Here is a 16,975-nt window from a genome sequence, read left to right on the forward strand (position 1 = left end):
GCGCCTGCCGCCTGCCCGGCAGCGCGATGCATCCACACAGTTCACGGGAGGGGCCCGGCAGGGTGCGCTCAACGCGTACCCCCGGGCCCCGTTCCGTCCCCCCGTTCCCCCTTGGCCCTCCGAGCGCAACGACGCGCCTCCAGACCACCAGGAGATCGCCATCACCGCATCCGAACCCGTCCCCCTGCGCAAGGACGGCACCCCCAGCGCGGGGACGGCGACACCGGCCGTCGAACTGCGCGGCATCACCAAGCGCTTCCCGGGTGTCGTGGCCAACCACGACATCAACCTCACCGTCCGCACCGGAACCGTGCACGCCCTGATGGGTGAGAACGGCGCCGGCAAGTCGACGCTGATGAAGATCCTCTACGGCATGCAGAAGCCGGACGAGGGCACCATCGCGATCAACGGCGAGCTGTGCGAGTTCAACACCCCCGGCGACGCCATCTCCCGCGGCGTCGGCATGGTGCACCAGCACTTCATGCTCGCCGACAACCTCACGGTGTGGGAGAACGTCGTCCTCGGCGGCGAGAAGCTCCACGGCATCGGCGCCAAGGCGAAGGCGAAGATCAAGGAGATCTCCGACCAGTACGGCCTGGGCGTGCGCCCGGACGCCCTGGTCGAGGACCTCGGCGTCGCCGACCGCCAGCGCGTCGAGATCCTCAAGGTGCTGTACCGCGGCGCCAAGATCCTGATCCTCGACGAGCCCACGGCCGTGCTGGTCCCGCAGGAGGTCGACGCGCTGTTCGACAACCTGCGCGAGCTCAAGTCCGAGGGCGTCACCGTCATCTTCATCTCGCACAAGCTGCACGAGGTGCTCGCGGTGGCCGACGCGATCAGCGTCATCCGGCGCGGCACCACGGTCGGCGACGCCGACCCGAAGGCCGTCACCGCCCGGCAGCTCGCCGAGCTGATGGTCGGCGCCGAACTGCCCTCCCCGGAGAGCCGCGAGTCGACCGTCACCGACATCGTGATGCTCGACGTCGAAGACCTGCGGATCGCCAAGACCGACGCCGAGGGCATCGAGCGCGTCGTCCTGGACGACATCTCGCTGCGCATCCACAAGGGCGAGATCCTCGGCATCGCCGGTGTCGAGGGCAACGGCCAGGCCGAGCTGGTCGAGGCCGTCATGGGGATGCTGCCGCTGAACGCCGGCGTCGTCACCCTGGACGGCAAGGACCTCTCCGGCACCCAGACCCGGGCCCGCCGCGAGGCCGGCATCGGCTACATCCCCGAGGACCGCCACAAGCACGGCCTGCTGCTGGAGGCCCCGCTCTGGGAGAACCGCATCCTCGGCCACGTCACCGAGGAGCCCAACTCCAAGGGCGTGCTGCTCGACCCGGCCGCCGCCCGCACGGACACCTGGCGGATCGTCGAGGAGTACGACGTCCGCACTCCCGGCATCGAGGTCACCGCGGCCTCTCTCTCCGGCGGCAACCAGCAGAAGCTGATCATCGGCCGCGAGATGAGCCACCAGCCCAAGCTGCTGATCGCCGCCCACCCCACCCGCGGTGTGGACGTCGGCGCGCAGGCGCAGATCTGGGAGCACATCCGGGTCGCCCAGCGGGCCGGCCTGGCAGTCCTGCTGATCTCCGCCGACCTGGACGAGCTGATCGGCCTGTCCGACACCATCCGGGTGATCTACCGCGGCCGCCTGGTCGCCGACGCCGACCCGGCCACCGTCACCGCCGAGGACCTCGGCACCGCGATGACCGGTGCCGCCAGCGGCCACCTGGAGTCCGAGCCGGAGGCCCTCGCCGAGGCGCAGGCCGTCGCGGCCGAGGGCACCGAGGCCGAGGCCGGGCACCAGCCCACCGACACCGCCGACGACCCGCAGGCGGGGGAGTAACCCATGACCAGTCCCAACCCCGCCGCCGCGAAGCCCGGCCTGGCACAGCGGTTCAGCGGTGAGCGGATCGTGCTCGCGCTGGCCGCGCCGGTGCTCGCGGTCGTGCTCTCCGTCGCGATCTGTTCCGTCCTGCTGGCGACCTCGGGCAAGAACCCGTTCGACGCGTGGAACGTGATGATCACGTTCGGCACCAAGTCGGACGGCCAGGTGCTGATCCTCAACCGGACCACCACCTACTACCTGGCCGCCGCGGCCGCCGCGTTCGGGTTCCGGATGAACCTGTTCAACATCGGCGTCGAGGGCCAGTACAAGGTCGCGGCGCTGTTCGCGGCCTTCGTCGGCAGCCAGCTGGACCTGCCGTCCTTCATCCAGATCCCGCTGCTGCTGATCACCGCCATGCTGGTCGGCGGCCTGTACGCGAGCATCGCCGGTCTGCTGAAGGTCTACCGCGGCGTCAGCGAGGTCATCTCGACCATCATGCTGAACTCGATCGCGACCGCGATCATCGGTGTGCTGCTCGTTCCGGGGATCTTCGCGCCGAAGGTCAGCGGCACCACCAACTCGATCCAGACCGAGCCGATCTCGGAGTCCAGCCACTTCTTCGCGCTGGAGACGGCCGGCGGAAAGCTCTGGGGCTTCATCTTCATCGCCGCCCTGGTCGGCGTGGTCTTCCAGGTCACCCTGACCCGCACCCGCTTCGGCTTCGACCTGCGCGCCACCGGCCGCTCGGAGTCCGCGGCGACCGCCTCGGGCGTCAACGTCAAGAAGATGGTCATCGTCTCGATGGCGGTCTCCGGCGCGATCGCCGGTCTGATCGGCCTGCCCGAGCTGCTGCAGAACTCGCACTACTTCGGCCAGACCTTCCAGCAGAACCTGGGCTTCCTGGGCATCTCGATCGCCCTGCTCGGCCGTAACAGCCCGATCGGCATCGCCTTCGCGGCGCTCCTGTTCGCCTTCCTGGACGTCACCGGCTCGGTGCTGCCGCTCCAGGGCGGCTTCCCCTTCGAGATCGTCGACGTCATGAAGGGCACCATCGTCATCTGCGTCGTCGTCGCGTACGAGCTGGTGCGCCGCTACGGCCTGAAGCGCCAGCAGCAGAAGGTCGGCGCCCAGCTCGCCGCCCAGCTCGCGGCCACTGAGAAGAAGGAGGTGTCCGCGTGAGTACCGCCACCGCTGCTCGTCCGAAGGCGCCGGGCGCACCCGCGAAGAAGGCCAAGCTGTCCTGGCCGGTCGTCCTGCTCCTGATCGCGGGCGCCCTGGTGCTGTTCTCCGCCGTGGGCATGGCCACCGGCAACCACTCGCTGACCTCCTCCGGGCAGGTCACCGCCGCGCTCGGTGCCGCCGTGCCGATCGGCATGGCCGGTCTGGGCGGTCTCTGGTCCGAGCGGGCCGGTGTGGTCAACATCGGCCTCGAAGGCATGATGGTCGCCGGCACCTTCTGCGGCGCCTGGGCCGGCTACCTGGTCAACCCGTGGGTCGGCCTGCTGGCCGGCATGCTGGGCGGGGCGCTCGGCGGCCTGCTGCACGCGCTCGTCACCGTCACCTTCGGCGTCGACCACATCGTCTCCGGCGTCGGCATCAACCTGCTGATCCCCGGCATCTGCGCGTACGTCAACCGGATCTACTACAAGGACTACGTCTCGGCCGGTGCCGGCCAGAACCAGTCCCCGCCGGCCGACCCGCTGCCGTACATCACCGTCCCGGGCCTGTCCTCCGGGCTGAAGGACATCGAGAGCCACCACTGGTTCTTCGTCTCGGACGTCGCGGGCGTGCTCGGCGGCCTGGTCACCAACATCTCGGTGGTCGTGCTGCTGGCCGGCGCGCTGATCGTGGTCAGCTACTTCGTGCTCTGGCGCACGGTGTTCGGCCTGCGGCTGCGCTCCTGCGGTGAGAACCCGACCGCCGCCGAGTCGCTGGGCGTCAACGTCTACAAGTACAAGTACCTCGCGGTCGTCGCCTCCGGTGCCTTCGCCGGCCTCGGCGGTGCGTACCTCTCGCTGGTCGCGGCGCACTTCTACAAGGACGGCCAGACCCTCGGCCGAGGCTTCATCGGCCTCGCCGCGATGATCTTCGGCAACTGGATGCCCGGCGGCCTCGCCATGGGCGCCGGCCTGTTCGGCTTCACCGACAGCCTCCAGCTGCGCGACCCGGAGTCGGTGCACGTGCTGATCCTGATCGTCGGCATCGCGATGATCCTGCTCGCGCTCTGGCAGCTGTACCGCCGCAAGTACACCGCGACGGTGATCTCCTTCGTGGTGGCCGGCGGCCTGATCGCCTGGTACTCGCTCACCGACGAGGTGCAGCGCCCGCTGATCGTCGCCACGCCGTACCTGATCACCCTGGTGGTGCTCTCGCTGGCCTCGCAACGACTGCGGATGCCGAAGGCGGACGGACAGATCTACCGCAAGGGCCAGGGCAAGTGACCGCCCCCGTTCCTCCGGCGGCGTCCGCGATCGACTGGGAGCCGCTGCGGGCGGCGGCGCGCGCGGCCATGGGCCGCGCGTACGCGCCGTACAGCAGGTTCCCGGTCGGCGCGGCCGCCCTGGTCGACGACGGCCGGACGGTCACGGGCTGCAACGTGGAGAACGCCTCGTACGGGCTCGGGCTGTGCGCCGAGTGCGGGCTGGTGTCCGCGCTGCACGCCTCCGGCGGCGGCCGGCTGGTCGCCTTCACCTGCGTGGACGGCGCCGGCGAACTGCTGATGCCGTGCGGGCGCTGCCGCCAGCTGCTGTACGAGCACGGCGGGCCGGGGCTGTTGATCGAACTGCCCTCGGGCGTGAAGCCGATGAGCGAGGTCCTGCCCGACGCGTTCGGGCCGGAGCGGCTCTAGCATCCCTTTCTGTTACGCGCGTAGAGTGTCGCGAGTGGGCCGGAACCCGGTCATCTCGCGACACTCTTCGCTTTTGAAACCCCTCTTGGAGCACGCATGGACGTCATCTCCGTCATCAGGACCAAGCGCGATCGCGGAGAGTTGAGCGACGCTCAGATCGACTGGGTCATCGACGCCTACACCCGTGGTGAGGTCGCCGACGAGCAGATGTCCGCGCTGGCGATGGCGATCCTGCTGAACGGGATGCAGTCGCGCGAGATCAGCCGCTGGACCGACGCCATGATCCGCTCCGGCGTCCGGATGGACTTCTCCTCGCTGCCGCTGCCCACCAGCGACAAGCACTCCACCGGCGGCGTCGGCGACAAGATCACCCTGCCGCTCGCCCCGCTGGTCGCCGCCTGCGGCGCCGCGGTCCCGCAGCTGTCCGGCCGCGGCCTCGGTCACACCGGCGGCACCCTGGACAAGCTGGAGTCCATCCCCGGCTGGCGCGCCCTGCTCTCCAACGAGGAGATGATGGACGTCCTGCGCTCCGCCGGCGCGGTGATCTGCGCGGCGGGCGACGGCCTCGCGCCGGCCGACAAGAAGCTGTACGCGCTGCGCGACGTCACCGGCACCGTCGAGGCCATCCCGCTGATCGCCTCCTCGATCATGTCGAAGAAGATCGCCGAGGGCACCGGCGCGCTGGTCCTGGACGTCAAGGTCGGCTCCGGCGCGTTCATGAAGAACCTGGACGACGCCCGCGAACTCGCCCGCACCATGGTCGGCCTGGGCACCACCGCCGGGGTCAACACCGTCGCCCTGCTCACCGACATGTCCACCCCGCTCGGCCTGACCGCGGGCAACGCGCTGGAGGTCCGGGAGTCCCTGGAGGTGCTCGCGGGCGGCGGCCCGGCCGACGTCGTGGAGCTGACCCTCGCGCTCGCCCGCGAGATGCTCGCCGCGGCCGGCGTGCAGGGCAAGGACCCGGCGGACGCGCTGCGCGACGGCTCCGCGATGGACCACTGGCGCCGCATGATCGCCGCCCAGGGCGGCGACGTCGACGCCCCGCTCCCGGTCGCCCGCGAGCAGCACGTCATCCCGGCGCCCGCCTCCGGCGTGCTCACCACCCTGGACGCCTACGCGATCGGCGTCTGCGCCTGGCGCCTGGGCGCCGGCCGCGCCCGCAAGGAGGACCCGGTCCAGGCCGGCGCCGGCGTCGAGATGCACGCCAAGCCCGGTGACACCGTGGTGGCCGGCCAGCCCCTGCTGACCCTGCACACCGACACCCCGGAGCGCTTCGACTACGCCGTCGAGGCCCTGGCCGGCGCCATCGAGGTCGCCCCGGCGGGCACGGCCTTCACCCCGAACCCGATCGTCCTCGACCGCATCGCCTGAGGTTCGTGAGGTCTGCTCACGTGCGCCGGATCAGGCGTACGTGAGCAGACCGCTGGTGTCGACGGTCCAGGGGCCCACGGCGATCGTGTCGCCGAAGACGAACTTGTCGCGGGCCTCGTAACCGGGTTCCGAGTGGAGGATGCCGGTGCCGGTGCGCGGATCGACGAGCAGGTAGAGCGGAATCCCCATCGCCGAGTAGTCGCGGACCTTGTCGTGGTAGTCGTTCTCGGGGTTGGACTTGGAGACGATCTCCACGACGAGCAGCACCTCGTGCGGCAGGACCGCCCGCTGCTCGCCTTCCAGGGTCGCCTCGGGGAACACCATCAGGTCCGGATTGCGCAGTCGGCCGAGCCCCGCGTCCTGGAGATCCGCGCCGTGGTAGGCGATGTGACCCGGGTGGGTGGTCGGCAACTGGGCGTTGAGCTGTCGGGAGAGGCGAAGCACGGCGAGCTCGTGGCGCTTCACCGGCGACGTCGTCATGACGATCTGGCCGTCGGCGATCTCGATCTTCCCTATCCCCGGCACCTTCGGCAGCTGATCCGCGATCTCGAGCAGCCGCGCGTACACAGCAGGATCGATGCTCATGTCCCGGAGTTTATCCGTGGCGGCCGTCAAGCGTTCGCGACCGTTCGGCTGGCCGCGTGGGCCCGGCGGGTGGCGTAGAGGGTGACGGCGGCGGCGAGGGCCATGGCGGTGAGGCCGACGGTGGCGGCGCCGGGCCAGCCGGTGGCGTGGTAGGCGTCGGCGCCGAGGGTGCCGCCGAGGCTGTTGCCGAGGTAGTAGGCGATCAGGTAGAGGGCGGAGGCCTGGGCGCGACCCTCGGTGGCGGTGCGGCCGACCGAGGAGGACGCGGTGGCGTGGCCGGCGAAGAAGCCGGCCGTGATCAGGACCAGGCCGAGCAGGGCGCAGACCAGGGATTCGGCGAGGGAGAGCAGCAGGCCGGCCGCGGTCACGCCGATGGAGACGTAGAGGGCGCCGCGCCGGCCGAGGCGGCCGGAGAGCCGGCCGGCCGCGGCGGAGGTGCCGGTGCCGACCAGGTAGACCACGAAGATCGAGGCGGCGATCGACTCCGGCAGGTGGAACGGCGCGGCGATCAGCCGGTAGCCGACGGTGTTGTAGACCGCGCCGAACACGGCCATGAACAGCATCCCGAGGACGTACAGCCGCACCAGCAGCGGGTTGCGCAGGTGCCGCCCGACGGTCCGGGCGAGCGCGCGGGCGTCCACCGGGGCCGGGGCGAAGTGCCGGGCGGCGGGGATCAGCAGCCGGAAGGCGAGCGTGGCGAGCAGGGCGAGGACGGCGGAGGCGGCGAGGCCCCAGCGCCAGCCGAGTTCGGCGGCGGTCCAGCCGGAGAGCAGCCGGCCGCCCATCCCGCCGATGCTGTTGCCGGCCACGTACAGGCCCATCGCGGAGGGCAGCGCGCTGGGGTGGACCTCCTCGGCGAGGTAGGCCATGGCGGTGGCGGGGAGCCCGGCGAGGGCGGCGCCCTGGAGGGCCCGCAGGGTGACGAGGGTGGTGAGGTCCGGCGCGAAGGGCAGGGCGAGCGCGAGGACGGAGGCGGCGAGGGTGGAGGCCGTCATCACCGCGGTGCGGCCGTACCGGTCGGAGAGCGCGCTGGCCGGGAGCAGCCCGAGGGCGAGGCCGAGGGTGGCGGCGGAGGCCGTCCAGCTGGCCTGGCCGGGGGTGAGGTCGAGGTCGGCCGAGAGGATCGGCAGCAGGCCCTGGGTGGAGTAGAGCAGGACGAAGGTCGCGACCCCGGCGGCGAACAGGGCGAGGTTGGCGCGGCGGAAGCCGCGCCGGCCGGGGCGGTGGCGGTCGTCCGCGGCGGTGGCGGAGGAGGTCGCGGGGGCGGTGGCGGGGGCGTCCGGGGTGGTCACGGACGCCCCGGTATCGGAGGGCTGCATGCCGTCGACCGTAGGCCTGGCGTCGTTGATGCGTCCAATGCATGAAGCATGGATGATCGATGCGTTGGCGTATGAGTCGAGGTGGTGGCGCGATGTCCGGTCCGGAACCGGTGGACGGTGGCGAGCAGCCGTACCGGGTGGCCGAGTTGGGGCCGGACGAGCCGGCGGCGCTGCTGGCGCCCCGGCTGGCCCGGTTCGCCGCGGTGGCCCGGCTGCAGCACGTGACCCAGGCGGCCGCGCTGCTCGGGGTGCCGCAGCCGACGCTGTCGCGTGCGGTGGCCCGGCTGGAGGAGGAGCTGGGGGTGGACCTGCTGGCCCGTCAGGGCCGTGCGGTGCGGCTGACCAGGGCGGGCCGGCTGCTGCTGGCCTCGGTGGAGCGGGCGTTGGCCGAGCTCGAGCGCGGTGCGGCGGCGGCCCGGGCGGAGGCGGACCCGGCGGCGGGCCTGGTGGCCTTCGGCTTCCTGCACACGATGGGGCCGGACACGGTGCCGGCGCTGCTGCGGGGTTTTCGCGCCGCGCACCCGCGGGTGCGGTTCCAGCTGGTGCAGGACTACGGCGCGGCGATGCTGGAGCGGCTGCGGGCCGGGGAGCTGGACCTCTGCCTGGTCTCTCCGCTGCCGGAGGACCCGGCGTTCGCCGCCCGCCCGCTGGACGAGCAGCGGCTGCACCTGGTCGTCCCGGCGGACCACCGGCTGGCCGGGCGGCGGCGGATCCGGCTGGCGGAGGTGGCCGAGGAGCCGTTCGTCGGGCTGGAGCAGGGGTACGGGCTGCGCGCGATCACGGACGGCTTCTGCGCCCGGGCCGGGTTCGTGCCCCGGCTGGCGTTCGAGGGGGAGGAGGCGGAGACGCTGCGCGGGTTGGTGGCGGCCGGGCTGGGGGTGGCGCTGCTGCCGCCGGCCCTGGTGCCGCGGCCGGGGGTGGTGGAGCTGGAGGTGACGGCGCCGCGCACCCGGCGGGCGATCGGGCTGGCCTGGGCGGCGGGGCGGCCGCTGACGCCGCCGGCGCGGACCTTCCGGGACTTCGTGCTGTCCCGGCGGGGGCGGCTGTTGCAGCACGACTGACGCGGTGGCCCCGGTGGGTGGGCGCTTTGGCGGATCCTATGGACCGGGCGGTGGAATTCCGGGTCGGGTTTGGACCATCCGGTGGTGTCACCGGTAGTCGGTCTACGCGCGTAGGGGCTATATTTCCGCAATGGAACAGCAGATCCCCGTCACCGCCGCGGGCACCGGCCCGCGCATCCCCACCGCCGACCAGATCCGCCGCGCGCCGAAGGTCCTCCTGCACGACCACCTGGACGGCGGGCTGCGCCCGGAGACCGTGGTCGAGCTGGCCGCCGCCTGCGGCTACCAGGGCCTGCCGACCACCGACGTCAAGGAGCTCGGCGAGTGGTTCCGCGAGGCCGCCGACTCCGGCTCGCTGGTCCGCTACCTGGAGACCTTCGCGCACACCTGCGCCGTGATGCAGACCCGTGAGGCGCTGATCAAGGTCGCCGCGGACTGCGCCGAGGACCTGGCCGCCGACGGCGTCGTGTACGCCGAGGTCCGCTACGCCCCCGAGCAGCACCTGGAGGCCGGACTGAGCCTGGACGAGGTCGTCGAGGCCGTCCAGGAGGGCTTCCGCCTCGGTGAGGCCAACGCCCGCGAGGCCGGCCACCGGATCCGCGTCGGCACCCTGCTGACCGCGATGCGGCACGCCGCCCGCTCCACCGAGATCGCCGAACTGGCCAACCGCTACCGGGACCGCGGCGTGGTCGGCTTCGACATCGCCGGCGCCGAGGCCGGATACCCTCCCACCCGCCACCAGGCCGCCTTCGACTACCTCAAGGGCGAGAACAACCACTTCACCATCCACGCGGGCGAGGCCTTCGGCCTGCCGTCGATCTGGGAGGCCCTGCAGTGCTGCGGTGCCGACCGGCTCGGCCACGGCGTGCGGATCGTCGACGACATCACGGTGGGCGAGGACGGCACGGTCGAGCTCGGCCGGCTGGCCGCGTACGTGCGCGACAAGCGCGTCCCGCTGGAGATGTGCCCGACCTCCAACATCCAGACCGGCGCCGCGTCCTCGTACGCCGAGCACCCGATCGGGCTGCTCAGCCGGCTGAAGTTCCGGGTCACCGTGAACACCGACAACCGGCTGATGAGCGGCACCAGCATGAGCCAGGAGTTCGGCCACGTGGTGGAGGCCTTCGGCTACACCCTGGGTGACCTGGAGTGGTTCACGGTGAACGCGATGAAGTCCGCGTTCCTGCCCTTCGACGAGCGGCTGGCGATGATCAACGACGTGATCAAGCCGGGCTACGCCGAGCTGAAGGCCGAGTGGCTGTTCAGCGCGGCCGCCGGCGGCAACTGAGCCGTCGGGCGGTGCGTCCGGCCCCGGTGGTCGGATGAACGGCGGTTCCCTGCACAGGAGTTGGCGTTCATCCGACTACTCACTCGGGTGAGTGAACGCCCTTTGGTTCCCGCGCGACCGGCTCACTACGGTGTGCCCGTCATTGCCGACACGTCCCGGCGGCGGTCCCCCGTCCGCCGGTCCCGTGCGTGAAGTCGGCCACCGACGAGGACCCAAAGGGGACCAACCATGAAGCAGGCTCTCAAGGCCGCCGGCACCGCGGCGCTCGGCATCGCCATCGCGGCGGTCGGCGCCGGTACCGCCTCCGCGGCCGACGGCCAGGCGGCCGGCGGCCTCGGGCTGCCCACCGGCGCGCTGACGAACCCGGCGGTGACCGGTGCGGTCGCCGACACCGCCGCCAAGCTGCCCACCGGCAAGGTGACCGAGACGCTGGGCACCCTCGCCCCGAGCGTGGGCAAGGCCGTCCCGGCCGGCGACACCCCGCTGGCCGGCGTCACCCAGGAGCGGGCCGCCCAGCGCGCCGCCCTCCCGACCGTCCCGGGCCTGGACAAGACCCCGATCGGGCAGCTGACCAGCACCCTCCCGGCCCTTCCCGGTCTGACCGGCTGAGGCCCGGGGCGCGTCGACCGGCGCGCCCCGACCCACAGGCGCGGCGACGGGCCGCCCACCCCGGGGATCCGGGGCGGGCGGCCCGTCGCCGCGTACCGGGCCGCCCGGCTCACGGCTCCTGCGGGAGCAGCAGCCAGAGGGCCAGGTAGAGCAGGAACTGGGGGCCGGGCAGCAGGCAGGAGAGCAGGAAGATCAGTCGGACGGTCCACGGGGTCAGGCCGAAGCGTTCGGCGATACCGGCGCAGACGCCGGCGATGACGCGGTTGCGGCGGGGGCGGGCGAGGCGGGCGGTCATGGTCGGCTCCATGTGGTGGCGGCCCTCTCCGGCCGGTCCGGTGGGCTGTTTCCATGGTCCGTCGCGGACGGCTCCGGAGCCTCAGTCCGGCAGGTGATTCTCCACCCCGCCGAGTCACCGGGTAGTCGTATCCGGATGTCGGGGTCGTCCTCGGGGTGACCCTGAGGGCCGGGGCCCGCAACGTTCGGCCGGGCCCGTCCGGAGGGGCGCGACGGGCTCGGTAGGATGCTGCCGATCGCAGTCGGCCGGGGGGCGGACGAAAGCCCGGCTTCGTTGTGGAATGACCTCTCGCGCAAGCGATTTCACGTCCTGATGGGTTCTCTCCCGCATTCTCTCGTGAGGTTGAATTGCGCACTCGGCATCGCAGATTCCTGACCGCGACCGCCGCCGTCACACTGGCCTCCGGCCTGGCCGCCGCCGGAGCCCCGGCCGTCATCGCCGCGCCGCGGGCCGTCGCGGTGGTCCCGGGCGCCCGGACCGGCCCCTCGCCGGTCACCATCGCCCTCGGCGGCCTTCCCGGCACCGTCAGGGCGGGTGGCGCGCCGGTGGAGTTCACCGCGACGCTCCGCAACACCGCCGACCACCGGCTGGACGTCCTGTCCCCGGCCTTCGGACTCGCGGAGGCCGTCACCGGGCAGGGCCGCTTCCGGCTGGAGTACCGCTCGCCCGGTGCGGCCCGGTGGCAGGACGCCAGGGCGGACGCCGCGGGCGCCGGCGTCCGCTGGGCGCTCGACCAGCCCGCCGTGCTGTCGCTGGCGGCCGGCGCCGAGGTCACCTACCGGCTGCGCCTCACCGTCGCCGCCGACGCCCCTGCCGGGCGGGTGGCGCCGGCCTTCGACGCCGTGGTCTCGGACCCGGACCTGCCGCCGGAGCAGCGCACCACCGGCGCGCAGAGCGACCACCCGGACCTGGTCGTCGCCCCGGCGGCGGCGCCGAGCACCGCGCCGGCCACCACGCCGACCACCACGCCGACCACCACACCGGCCACCCCGGCGGCCACCGCGGAGGTCGGGTTCGAGGGCATGCCCGTCTCGTTCACGGTGGGCGGGGAGGCGAAGCCGTTCAGGCTGGTGCTCACCAACCGGAGCGGCCGGGAGCTGCGGGTCGTGCCCGCGGCCCTGTTCCAGGGGGCGTCCCGACTCCCTTCGAGCACCGTCAGGTTCGAGTTCCGTACCGCCGACGGGCATTGGTGGGAAGCCACCCCGGGCGACGGCCCCGAGCGCCCGGCCGGGCTCCGCTTCGGGCTGCGGACCGGGAACGGGAACTCCGACGTCATCGTGCTGGCGAAGGGCGAGAGCCGCACCGTCGAGGTCCGGCTGGCCTTCACCAAGGACGCGCCGATCCTGTTCGAGTCCCTGGTCGCCGTCTCGGACACCCTGCCGGAGCCGGGCGAGAGCGCGGCCGAGGCGGTCGGCCAGGCGGCCGACTTCATCACCGTGCCCGCGGCGGGCGCCACCGTCGCGCCCGCTCCGGCCTTCCCGGACCCGGACCCCGTTCCGGAGCTGCCGGAGCCGTCCGCCGTCCAGGTCGTCCCGGCGGCGGCCCCCTCGGCGGCGCCGAGCCCTTCGGCGGGCGGGCCGCGGGCGGTCGCCGCCCCGGCCGCCGGCCCCCGGCTGGCCTCCACCGGTGGCGGTACGGGCGCGGAGCCGATGGCGATCACGGGGGTGACCGCGATCGCCATGGGAGTCGGCACCCTGGTGGTGGCGCGGCGCCGCAACCGGGTGCGGCGCGGCGCGGGGAACTGACAGACCGGAAGGCCCGGCCGTCACCGCTCGGAGCGGGTGGCGGCCGGGCCTTCCGGCGTTCGTACGGAGGTGCGGCCCAGTCAGTTCGCCGGCGGCTGCGGCTGCGCGTAGGGGTTGTCCGCCACCGGCTGCGGCGGGACGCCCGGCTGGTACGGCGCGGCGCCCTGCGGCGCGGCCGGCGGGACGGGCGCGCCCGGCTGCGGGGCGTTCGGGTTGAACGGAGCCTGCGGGGCGTTCGGGTTGAACGGGGCCTGCGGGGCGTTCGGGTTGAACGCGGCGGCCGCCTGGGCGGCCTGCTGCTGCTTCTCGTTGTTGCGCTCGACGAGCGTCTTCACCGAGGCGAAGATCAGCAGGACCGGCAGGATGAACACCTTGTAGAAGATGGTGTACGTGCCGCCCTCGAAGACGAACGCCAGGTAGTAGGCGTACCCCAGGAACCCGAGGCCGATGACGATGTTGAGGACGCGCAGACCGGCCTTCATCCGGGTCGCGACGGCCCCGATGGCCGCCAAGATGACGCCGCTGAGCGCCAGCGCCACGACGTACCAGGAGAAGAGCGGTTCGGCGCTGAAGTCGAGATTGTTCAAAGCGGTTTCCTGGGAAGGGGAAGAAGAATAAACGGCAGGCGCCGTTCGGGGACGACAGCGCACAGTACTGGAGGCGGCGGACATCCGTCGCGGCCTTTGTGTCACGGTGTCATTGCGCTGCACGACAGCGGCAGTCGACGAGGTGGGAAATGACGGACTTTGAGGTGCTGCGGGTCTTTTGCGGGCCGGACGGGAGCCGGGGCAACCCGCTCGGCGTGGTGCGCGACGGCGCCGCCGTGCCGGGGCGCGCGCAGCGGCAGCGGATCGCACACGAACTCGGTTTCAGCGAGACGGTCTTCGTCGACGACCCGGAGCGCGGGGAGATCGACATCTACACCCCGTCGGTGCGCCTGCCGTTCGCCGGTCACCCGTGCGTGGGTGCCGCCTGGCTGCTCGGGGTGGACCGGCTGGTCACGGCCGCCGGGGAGGTGGCGGTGCGGCGCGACGGCGGGGTGACCCGGATCGCGGCCCGGCCGCAGTGGGCCCCGGGGCGCACCCTGCGGCAGTACGGTTCGGCGGCCGAGGTGGAGGCGCTGGAGGTTCCTCCGCCGGGGGAGTGGGTCTACGCCTGGGCCTGGCAGGACGAGGCGGCCGGCACCGTACGGGCCCGGGCCTTCCCCGGGCGGGGCGACGGGATCGACGAGGACGAGGCGACCGGAGCGGCCGCCCTGCTGCTGGCGGCGAGCCTCGGCCGGGCGCTGACCGTCACTCAGGGCCGGGGCTCGCAGCTGCTGGCCGGACCGCTGCCCGGCGGGCTGGTCGAGGTCGGTGGCCGGGTGGTCCGGGACGCCGGACCGGCTCAGCCGGCCGGCGGCGTCGGTTCGGCGTAGGCGCACCGGCGGGCGGCCGGGGCCACGGCCGCGACGGAGGTGACGGCGGCGACCGAGGCGGCGGCGGCCACCGGCGGCACGGAGAGCACCGCCATCCGGGGCGCCCGTGGCCGCCGGTCCCGCAGCAGGTGCCGCAGACCGGGGACGAGCGCGAGGTGGGCGACGGCCACGCCGGCCACGGCGAGCAGGATGTGGTCCACGTTCAGGACGTGCCCGGGCGCCCAGGAGGAGAGGAACTCCAGCGCGGTCGCCAGCAGCGCGGAGACGCCGGTGGTGCGCAGGAAGGACGGCAGCCAGCGGGCCCGGAGCCGGCCCCCGGCCAGCGGCAGCAGGACCCCGAGCGGGGCCAGCAGCAGGAGTTCGCCGACCACCTGCCAGCCGCTGGAGGAGCGGAGCGAGGCGAGCGGCGTCAGGTTGGCGTCGTACACCCAGGCCACCGGCAGCGGTCTCAGCACCAGCCAGAGCACCAGCGCCAGGTGGCCGGTGAGACCCGCCAGTCCGGCCAGCCGGAGGGGACGGTGGACGGCCGCCGCCGGGCTGCTCTCGGTCCCCGCGCCGGAACGCTCGTCGCGTGTCCTGGTGCCATCTCGCTGCACGGGGGGAAGGACGTGGGTCGACGTCACGTCGGTTCCACACCGGGCGTGAACATTCCCAAACGCGCCCCCCGAACCCCGCCGACGCCCCTCGCCGGCGCCCCTCCCCGGTGGCCTACCGGCAGGGCGAGGCCGTCGGCACCGCGCCGAACACGTTGTCCGGCGGCGGAGTGCCCGGCGCCACCGGGACGGGGGACGGGCTGGGACTCGCGGCCGCCTTGGTGCCACGGGCCGGGGTCGTGCTCGGGGCCGGGCCGGGCGGGGTGGCCAGGGCCGCCGGTATGTGCGGGGTGGTCGGGCAGGCCGTCCGGCTGGCGGGCGCGCCGGCGTCGACCGGTACGGCGGTCGGCCGGATGCCGCAGCCGGAGGCCAGCGCGATCAACAGCAGCACGCCGGCGCCGCGGCGCAGGACGGTGCGGGGGGCAGCGGTGTCGGTCGGGGCGGTCACGTGGCGTCCTTGTCCTCGGCGGCGTCGCCGACGGGGCCGCCCTCGGCCTCGCCCGCGGACGGCGGCGGCGGGGCCAGCGGCAGGGTCAGGGTGAACACCGCGCCGACCTCCCCGTTCGCCGCCGTGATCGTCCCCCCGTGTATCTGCGCGTTGGCCATCGCGATCGACAGTCCGAGGCCGCTGCCCTCCGAGCGCGCCCGCCCGCGGTCCGCCTTGTAGAAGCGGTCGAAGACGTGCGGCAGCACGTCCTCCGGGATGCCCGGGCCGCTGTCGGAGACCTCGACCACGACCGACTCCCCGTCCTGCCGGACCTTGACCCGCACCGGCGAGCCGCCGTGCTTCAGCGCGTTGCCGATCAGGTTGGCGAAGACCACGTCGAGCCGGCGCGGGTCGACCACGGCCAGGATGCCGCGCGGGGCGTCCAACTCGACCGCGTCGTACCAGGCCCGCCCGTCGATGCAGGACATGATCAGGTCGGCGACGTCCACCTCGTCGGCGACCAGTTTGGCGGTGCCGGCGTCGAAGCGGGTCACCTCCATGAGGTTCTCCACCAGGTCGGACAGCCGCCGGGTCTCGCTGACCACGAGCCGGACGGCCGGCTCGATCATCGGGTCCAGCGACTCGGCCTCGTCCTCCAGGATGTCGGTCACGGCGGTCATCGCGGTCAGCGGGGTGCGCAGTTCGTGCGACATGTCGGCGACGAACCGCCGGCTCTGCGCCTCGCGCGCGCTCAGCTCCTCGACCTGCTCGTGCAGCGACTCCGCGGCCCGGTTGAAGGTCCGTGCCAGGTCGGCGAGTTCGTCCGATCCCTCGACCTCCAGCCGGGTGTCCAGGTGCCCCTCGCCGAGGCGCCGGGCGGCGTCCCCGAGCCGCTTGACCGGCCGCAGCACGGTCGCCGAGGCGGCTTGGGCGAGCAGCGCCGAGCCGATCAGCGCGAGCAGCGTGGCGATGGCCAGCGACCAGCCCAGCGTGTTGAGGTCGGCCCGCTCGTTCTCCAGCGACTTGAACATGTACGCCGTCGGGCCGTTCGGCACCACCTTGGTGCCGCCGATCACGAACGGCCGGCCCTCCAGGTTCTGCCGCTGCCAGTACAGGTGGTACGGGTACGGGTTGTTCTCGGTGATCTCGCGCGGCTTGGCGACGGTGGACTGCAGCGCCGCCGGGACGTCCGCCAGCGTGAAGTTCGCGGGGTCGGAGGAGGCCGAGCACTCCGGGTGCGCCGGGTCGACCACCACCACGTCGTACGTCAGCCCGGAGCTGGCCACGTTGGACGCCAGCGTGGCCAGCTCCGGGCAGCTCGCGTTCAGCGGCAGCTCGGAGACGTTGCGGGTGAGCGAGACCCGGAAGTCGTTCAGCGCGGTGTCCTGGGCGCGCTTGAGCACCGCGTCGCGGTTCAGCCAGTACGCGATGCCGGAGGCCGAGACGGCGGCGAGCAGCGCGACGGCCGCGAACACCGCGATCAGCCGCACCCGCAGGGAGCGCAGCCGACGCCACCGGCCCGTCGGGAACCGCCGGGCAGTCGTCTGATGGTCAGTCACAAGAGCCTGTCGTGGTACGGGAGT

17 protein-coding genes are annotated in these 16,975 nt (G+C 73.0%); 10 read left to right on the forward strand and 7 right to left on the reverse strand.

Annotated elements, in window-relative coordinates; translation table 11 throughout:
- The first annotated feature begins 184 nt into the window (after window positions 1–184).
- The 5 genes from ABZ449_RS29785 to ABZ449_RS29805 all read left to right on the forward strand — a co-directional run bounded on the left by ABZ449_RS29785 (window position 185) and on the right by ABZ449_RS29805 (window position 6,053).
- Window positions 185–1,849, forward strand: a complete 1,665-nt coding sequence (locus ABZ449_RS29785; RefSeq protein WP_360352444.1) for an ABC transporter ATP-binding protein — start codon at window positions 185–187, stop codon at window positions 1,847–1,849.
- 3 nt (window positions 1,850–1,852) lie between these two features.
- Window positions 1,853–3,010 carry an ABC transporter permease gene (locus ABZ449_RS29790; RefSeq protein WP_360352357.1) on the forward strand — a complete coding sequence of 386 codons (1,158 nt, stop codon included), beginning with the start codon at window positions 1,853–1,855 and terminating at the stop codon, window positions 3,008–3,010.
- Entirely contained in the window at window positions 3,007–4,272 is a 1,266-nt protein-coding gene (locus ABZ449_RS29795) for an ABC transporter permease (RefSeq protein ID WP_360352360.1), read from the forward strand. Before ABZ449_RS29790 ends, ABZ449_RS29795 begins: the two co-directional genes overlap by 4 nt.
- Window positions 4,269–4,679, forward strand: a complete 411-nt coding sequence (locus tag ABZ449_RS29800; RefSeq protein ID WP_360352363.1) for a cytidine deaminase — start codon at window positions 4,269–4,271, stop codon at window positions 4,677–4,679. The genes ABZ449_RS29795 and ABZ449_RS29800 overlap by 4 nt, the downstream gene beginning before the upstream one ends.
- Before the next feature lie 96 nt (window positions 4,680–4,775).
- A complete protein-coding gene (locus tag ABZ449_RS29805; protein ID WP_360352366.1) occupies window positions 4,776–6,053 on the forward strand; it encodes a thymidine phosphorylase in 1,278 nt (425 codons plus the stop codon).
- Between the two features lie 30 nt (window positions 6,054–6,083).
- On the opposite strand, the gene ABZ449_RS29810 is transcribed toward ABZ449_RS29805, so the two are convergent.
- On the reverse strand, window positions 6,084–6,638 hold the full coding sequence (locus ABZ449_RS29810; RefSeq protein ID WP_360352368.1) for a Uma2 family endonuclease: 555 nt from the start codon (window positions 6,636–6,638) through the stop codon (window positions 6,084–6,086).
- A gap of 26 nt (window positions 6,639–6,664) precedes the next feature.
- Window positions 6,665–7,957: an MFS transporter gene (locus ABZ449_RS29815; RefSeq protein WP_360352371.1), complete on the reverse strand. Its 1,293-nt coding sequence runs from the start codon at window positions 7,955–7,957 to the stop codon at window positions 6,665–6,667.
- A gap of 92 nt (window positions 7,958–8,049) precedes the next feature.
- Between ABZ449_RS29815 and ABZ449_RS29820 the strand changes: the two genes are divergently transcribed.
- The 3 genes from ABZ449_RS29820 (at window position 8,050) to ABZ449_RS29830 (ending at window position 10,915) form a co-directional block, all read left to right on the forward strand.
- Window positions 8,050–9,018 (forward strand): LysR family transcriptional regulator, encoded by a 969-nt coding sequence (locus ABZ449_RS29820; RefSeq protein WP_360352373.1) that lies wholly within the window; start codon window positions 8,050–8,052, stop codon window positions 9,016–9,018.
- Window positions 9,019–9,148: 130 nt separating this feature from the next.
- Window positions 9,149–10,306 (forward strand): adenosine deaminase, encoded by a 1,158-nt coding sequence (locus ABZ449_RS29825; RefSeq protein WP_360352376.1) that lies wholly within the window; start codon window positions 9,149–9,151, stop codon window positions 10,304–10,306.
- A 228-nt stretch (window positions 10,307–10,534) separates the two neighbouring features.
- A complete protein-coding gene (locus tag ABZ449_RS29830; RefSeq protein ID WP_360352379.1) occupies window positions 10,535–10,915 on the forward strand; it encodes a hypothetical protein in 381 nt (126 codons plus the stop codon).
- A 109-nt stretch (window positions 10,916–11,024) separates the two neighbouring features.
- Here the strand turns inward: ABZ449_RS29830 and ABZ449_RS29835 are convergent, their stop codons facing one another.
- Window positions 11,025–11,210: a PspC domain-containing protein gene (locus ABZ449_RS29835; RefSeq protein ID WP_360352382.1), complete on the reverse strand. Its 186-nt coding sequence runs from the start codon at window positions 11,208–11,210 to the stop codon at window positions 11,025–11,027.
- 347 nt (window positions 11,211–11,557) lie between these two features.
- Here ABZ449_RS29835 and ABZ449_RS29840 point away from each other — a divergent pair, with 347 nt between their 5' ends.
- Complete coding sequence (locus ABZ449_RS29840) at window positions 11,558–12,955, forward strand: hypothetical protein (protein ID WP_360352384.1); 1,398 nt, start codon at window positions 11,558–11,560, stop codon at window positions 12,953–12,955.
- Window positions 12,956–13,035: 80 nt separating this feature from the next.
- On the opposite strand, the gene ABZ449_RS29845 is transcribed toward ABZ449_RS29840, so the two are convergent.
- Window positions 13,036–13,542 (reverse strand): hypothetical protein, encoded by a 507-nt coding sequence (locus ABZ449_RS29845; protein ID WP_360352387.1) that lies wholly within the window; start codon window positions 13,540–13,542, stop codon window positions 13,036–13,038.
- Between the two features lie 149 nt (window positions 13,543–13,691).
- Here ABZ449_RS29845 and ABZ449_RS29850 point away from each other — a divergent pair, with 149 nt between their 5' ends.
- Window positions 13,692–14,372, forward strand: a complete 681-nt coding sequence (locus ABZ449_RS29850) for a PhzF family phenazine biosynthesis protein (protein ID WP_360352390.1) — start codon at window positions 13,692–13,694, stop codon at window positions 14,370–14,372.
- Here ABZ449_RS29850 and ABZ449_RS29855 read toward each other — a convergent pair.
- The 3 genes from ABZ449_RS29855 to ABZ449_RS29865 form a co-directional block, all read right to left on the reverse strand.
- Window positions 14,342–14,968, reverse strand: a complete 627-nt coding sequence (locus tag ABZ449_RS29855; RefSeq protein WP_360352393.1) for a VanZ family protein — start codon at window positions 14,966–14,968, stop codon at window positions 14,342–14,344. The two genes, ABZ449_RS29850 and ABZ449_RS29855, sit on opposite strands and share 31 nt — an antisense overlap.
- Window positions 14,969–15,080: 112 nt before the next feature.
- Window positions 15,081–15,413 (reverse strand): hypothetical protein, encoded by a 333-nt coding sequence (locus ABZ449_RS29860; protein ID WP_360352396.1) that lies wholly within the window; start codon window positions 15,411–15,413, stop codon window positions 15,081–15,083.
- The gene (locus tag ABZ449_RS29865; protein WP_360352399.1) at window positions 15,410–16,951 is read right to left on the reverse strand and encodes a HAMP domain-containing sensor histidine kinase; all 1,542 of its coding nucleotides are present in this window, start codon (window positions 16,949–16,951) and stop codon (window positions 15,410–15,412) included. The genes ABZ449_RS29860 and ABZ449_RS29865 overlap by 4 nt, the downstream gene beginning before the upstream one ends.
- Window positions 16,952–16,975: the final 24 nt, after the last annotated feature.

Source organism: Kitasatospora sp. NPDC005856 (genome assembly GCF_040629945.1).
Taxonomy (GTDB): Bacteria; Actinomycetota; Actinomycetes; order Streptomycetales; family Streptomycetaceae; genus Kitasatospora.

Excerpts from the sequence above, each read along its gene's own strand:
- ABZ449_RS29830 (WP_360352379.1), top strand. The coding sequence starts at position 10,535 with ATGAAGCAGGCTCTCAAGGCCGCCGGCACCGCGGCGCTCGGCATCGCC.
- ABZ449_RS29815 (WP_360352371.1), bottom strand. The coding sequence starts at position 7,957 with ATGCAGCCCTCCGATACCGGGGCGTCCGTGACCACCCCGGACGCCCCC.
- ABZ449_RS29850 (WP_360352390.1), top strand. The coding sequence starts at position 13,692 with ATGACGGACTTTGAGGTGCTGCGGGTCTTTTGCGGGCCGGACGGGAGC.
- ABZ449_RS29835 (WP_360352382.1), bottom strand. The coding sequence starts at position 11,210 with ATGACCGCCCGCCTCGCCCGCCCCCGCCGCAACCGCGTCATCGCCGGC.
- ABZ449_RS29810 (WP_360352368.1), bottom strand. The coding sequence starts at position 6,638 with ATGAGCATCGATCCTGCTGTGTACGCGCGGCTGCTCGAGATCGCGGAT.
- ABZ449_RS29820 (WP_360352373.1), top strand. The coding sequence starts at position 8,050 with ATGTCCGGTCCGGAACCGGTGGACGGTGGCGAGCAGCCGTACCGGGTG.
- ABZ449_RS29805 (WP_360352366.1), top strand. The coding sequence starts at position 4,776 with ATGGACGTCATCTCCGTCATCAGGACCAAGCGCGATCGCGGAGAGTTG.
- ABZ449_RS29790 (WP_360352357.1), top strand. The coding sequence starts at position 1,853 with ATGACCAGTCCCAACCCCGCCGCCGCGAAGCCCGGCCTGGCACAGCGG.
- ABZ449_RS29825 (WP_360352376.1), top strand. The coding sequence starts at position 9,149 with ATGGAACAGCAGATCCCCGTCACCGCCGCGGGCACCGGCCCGCGCATC.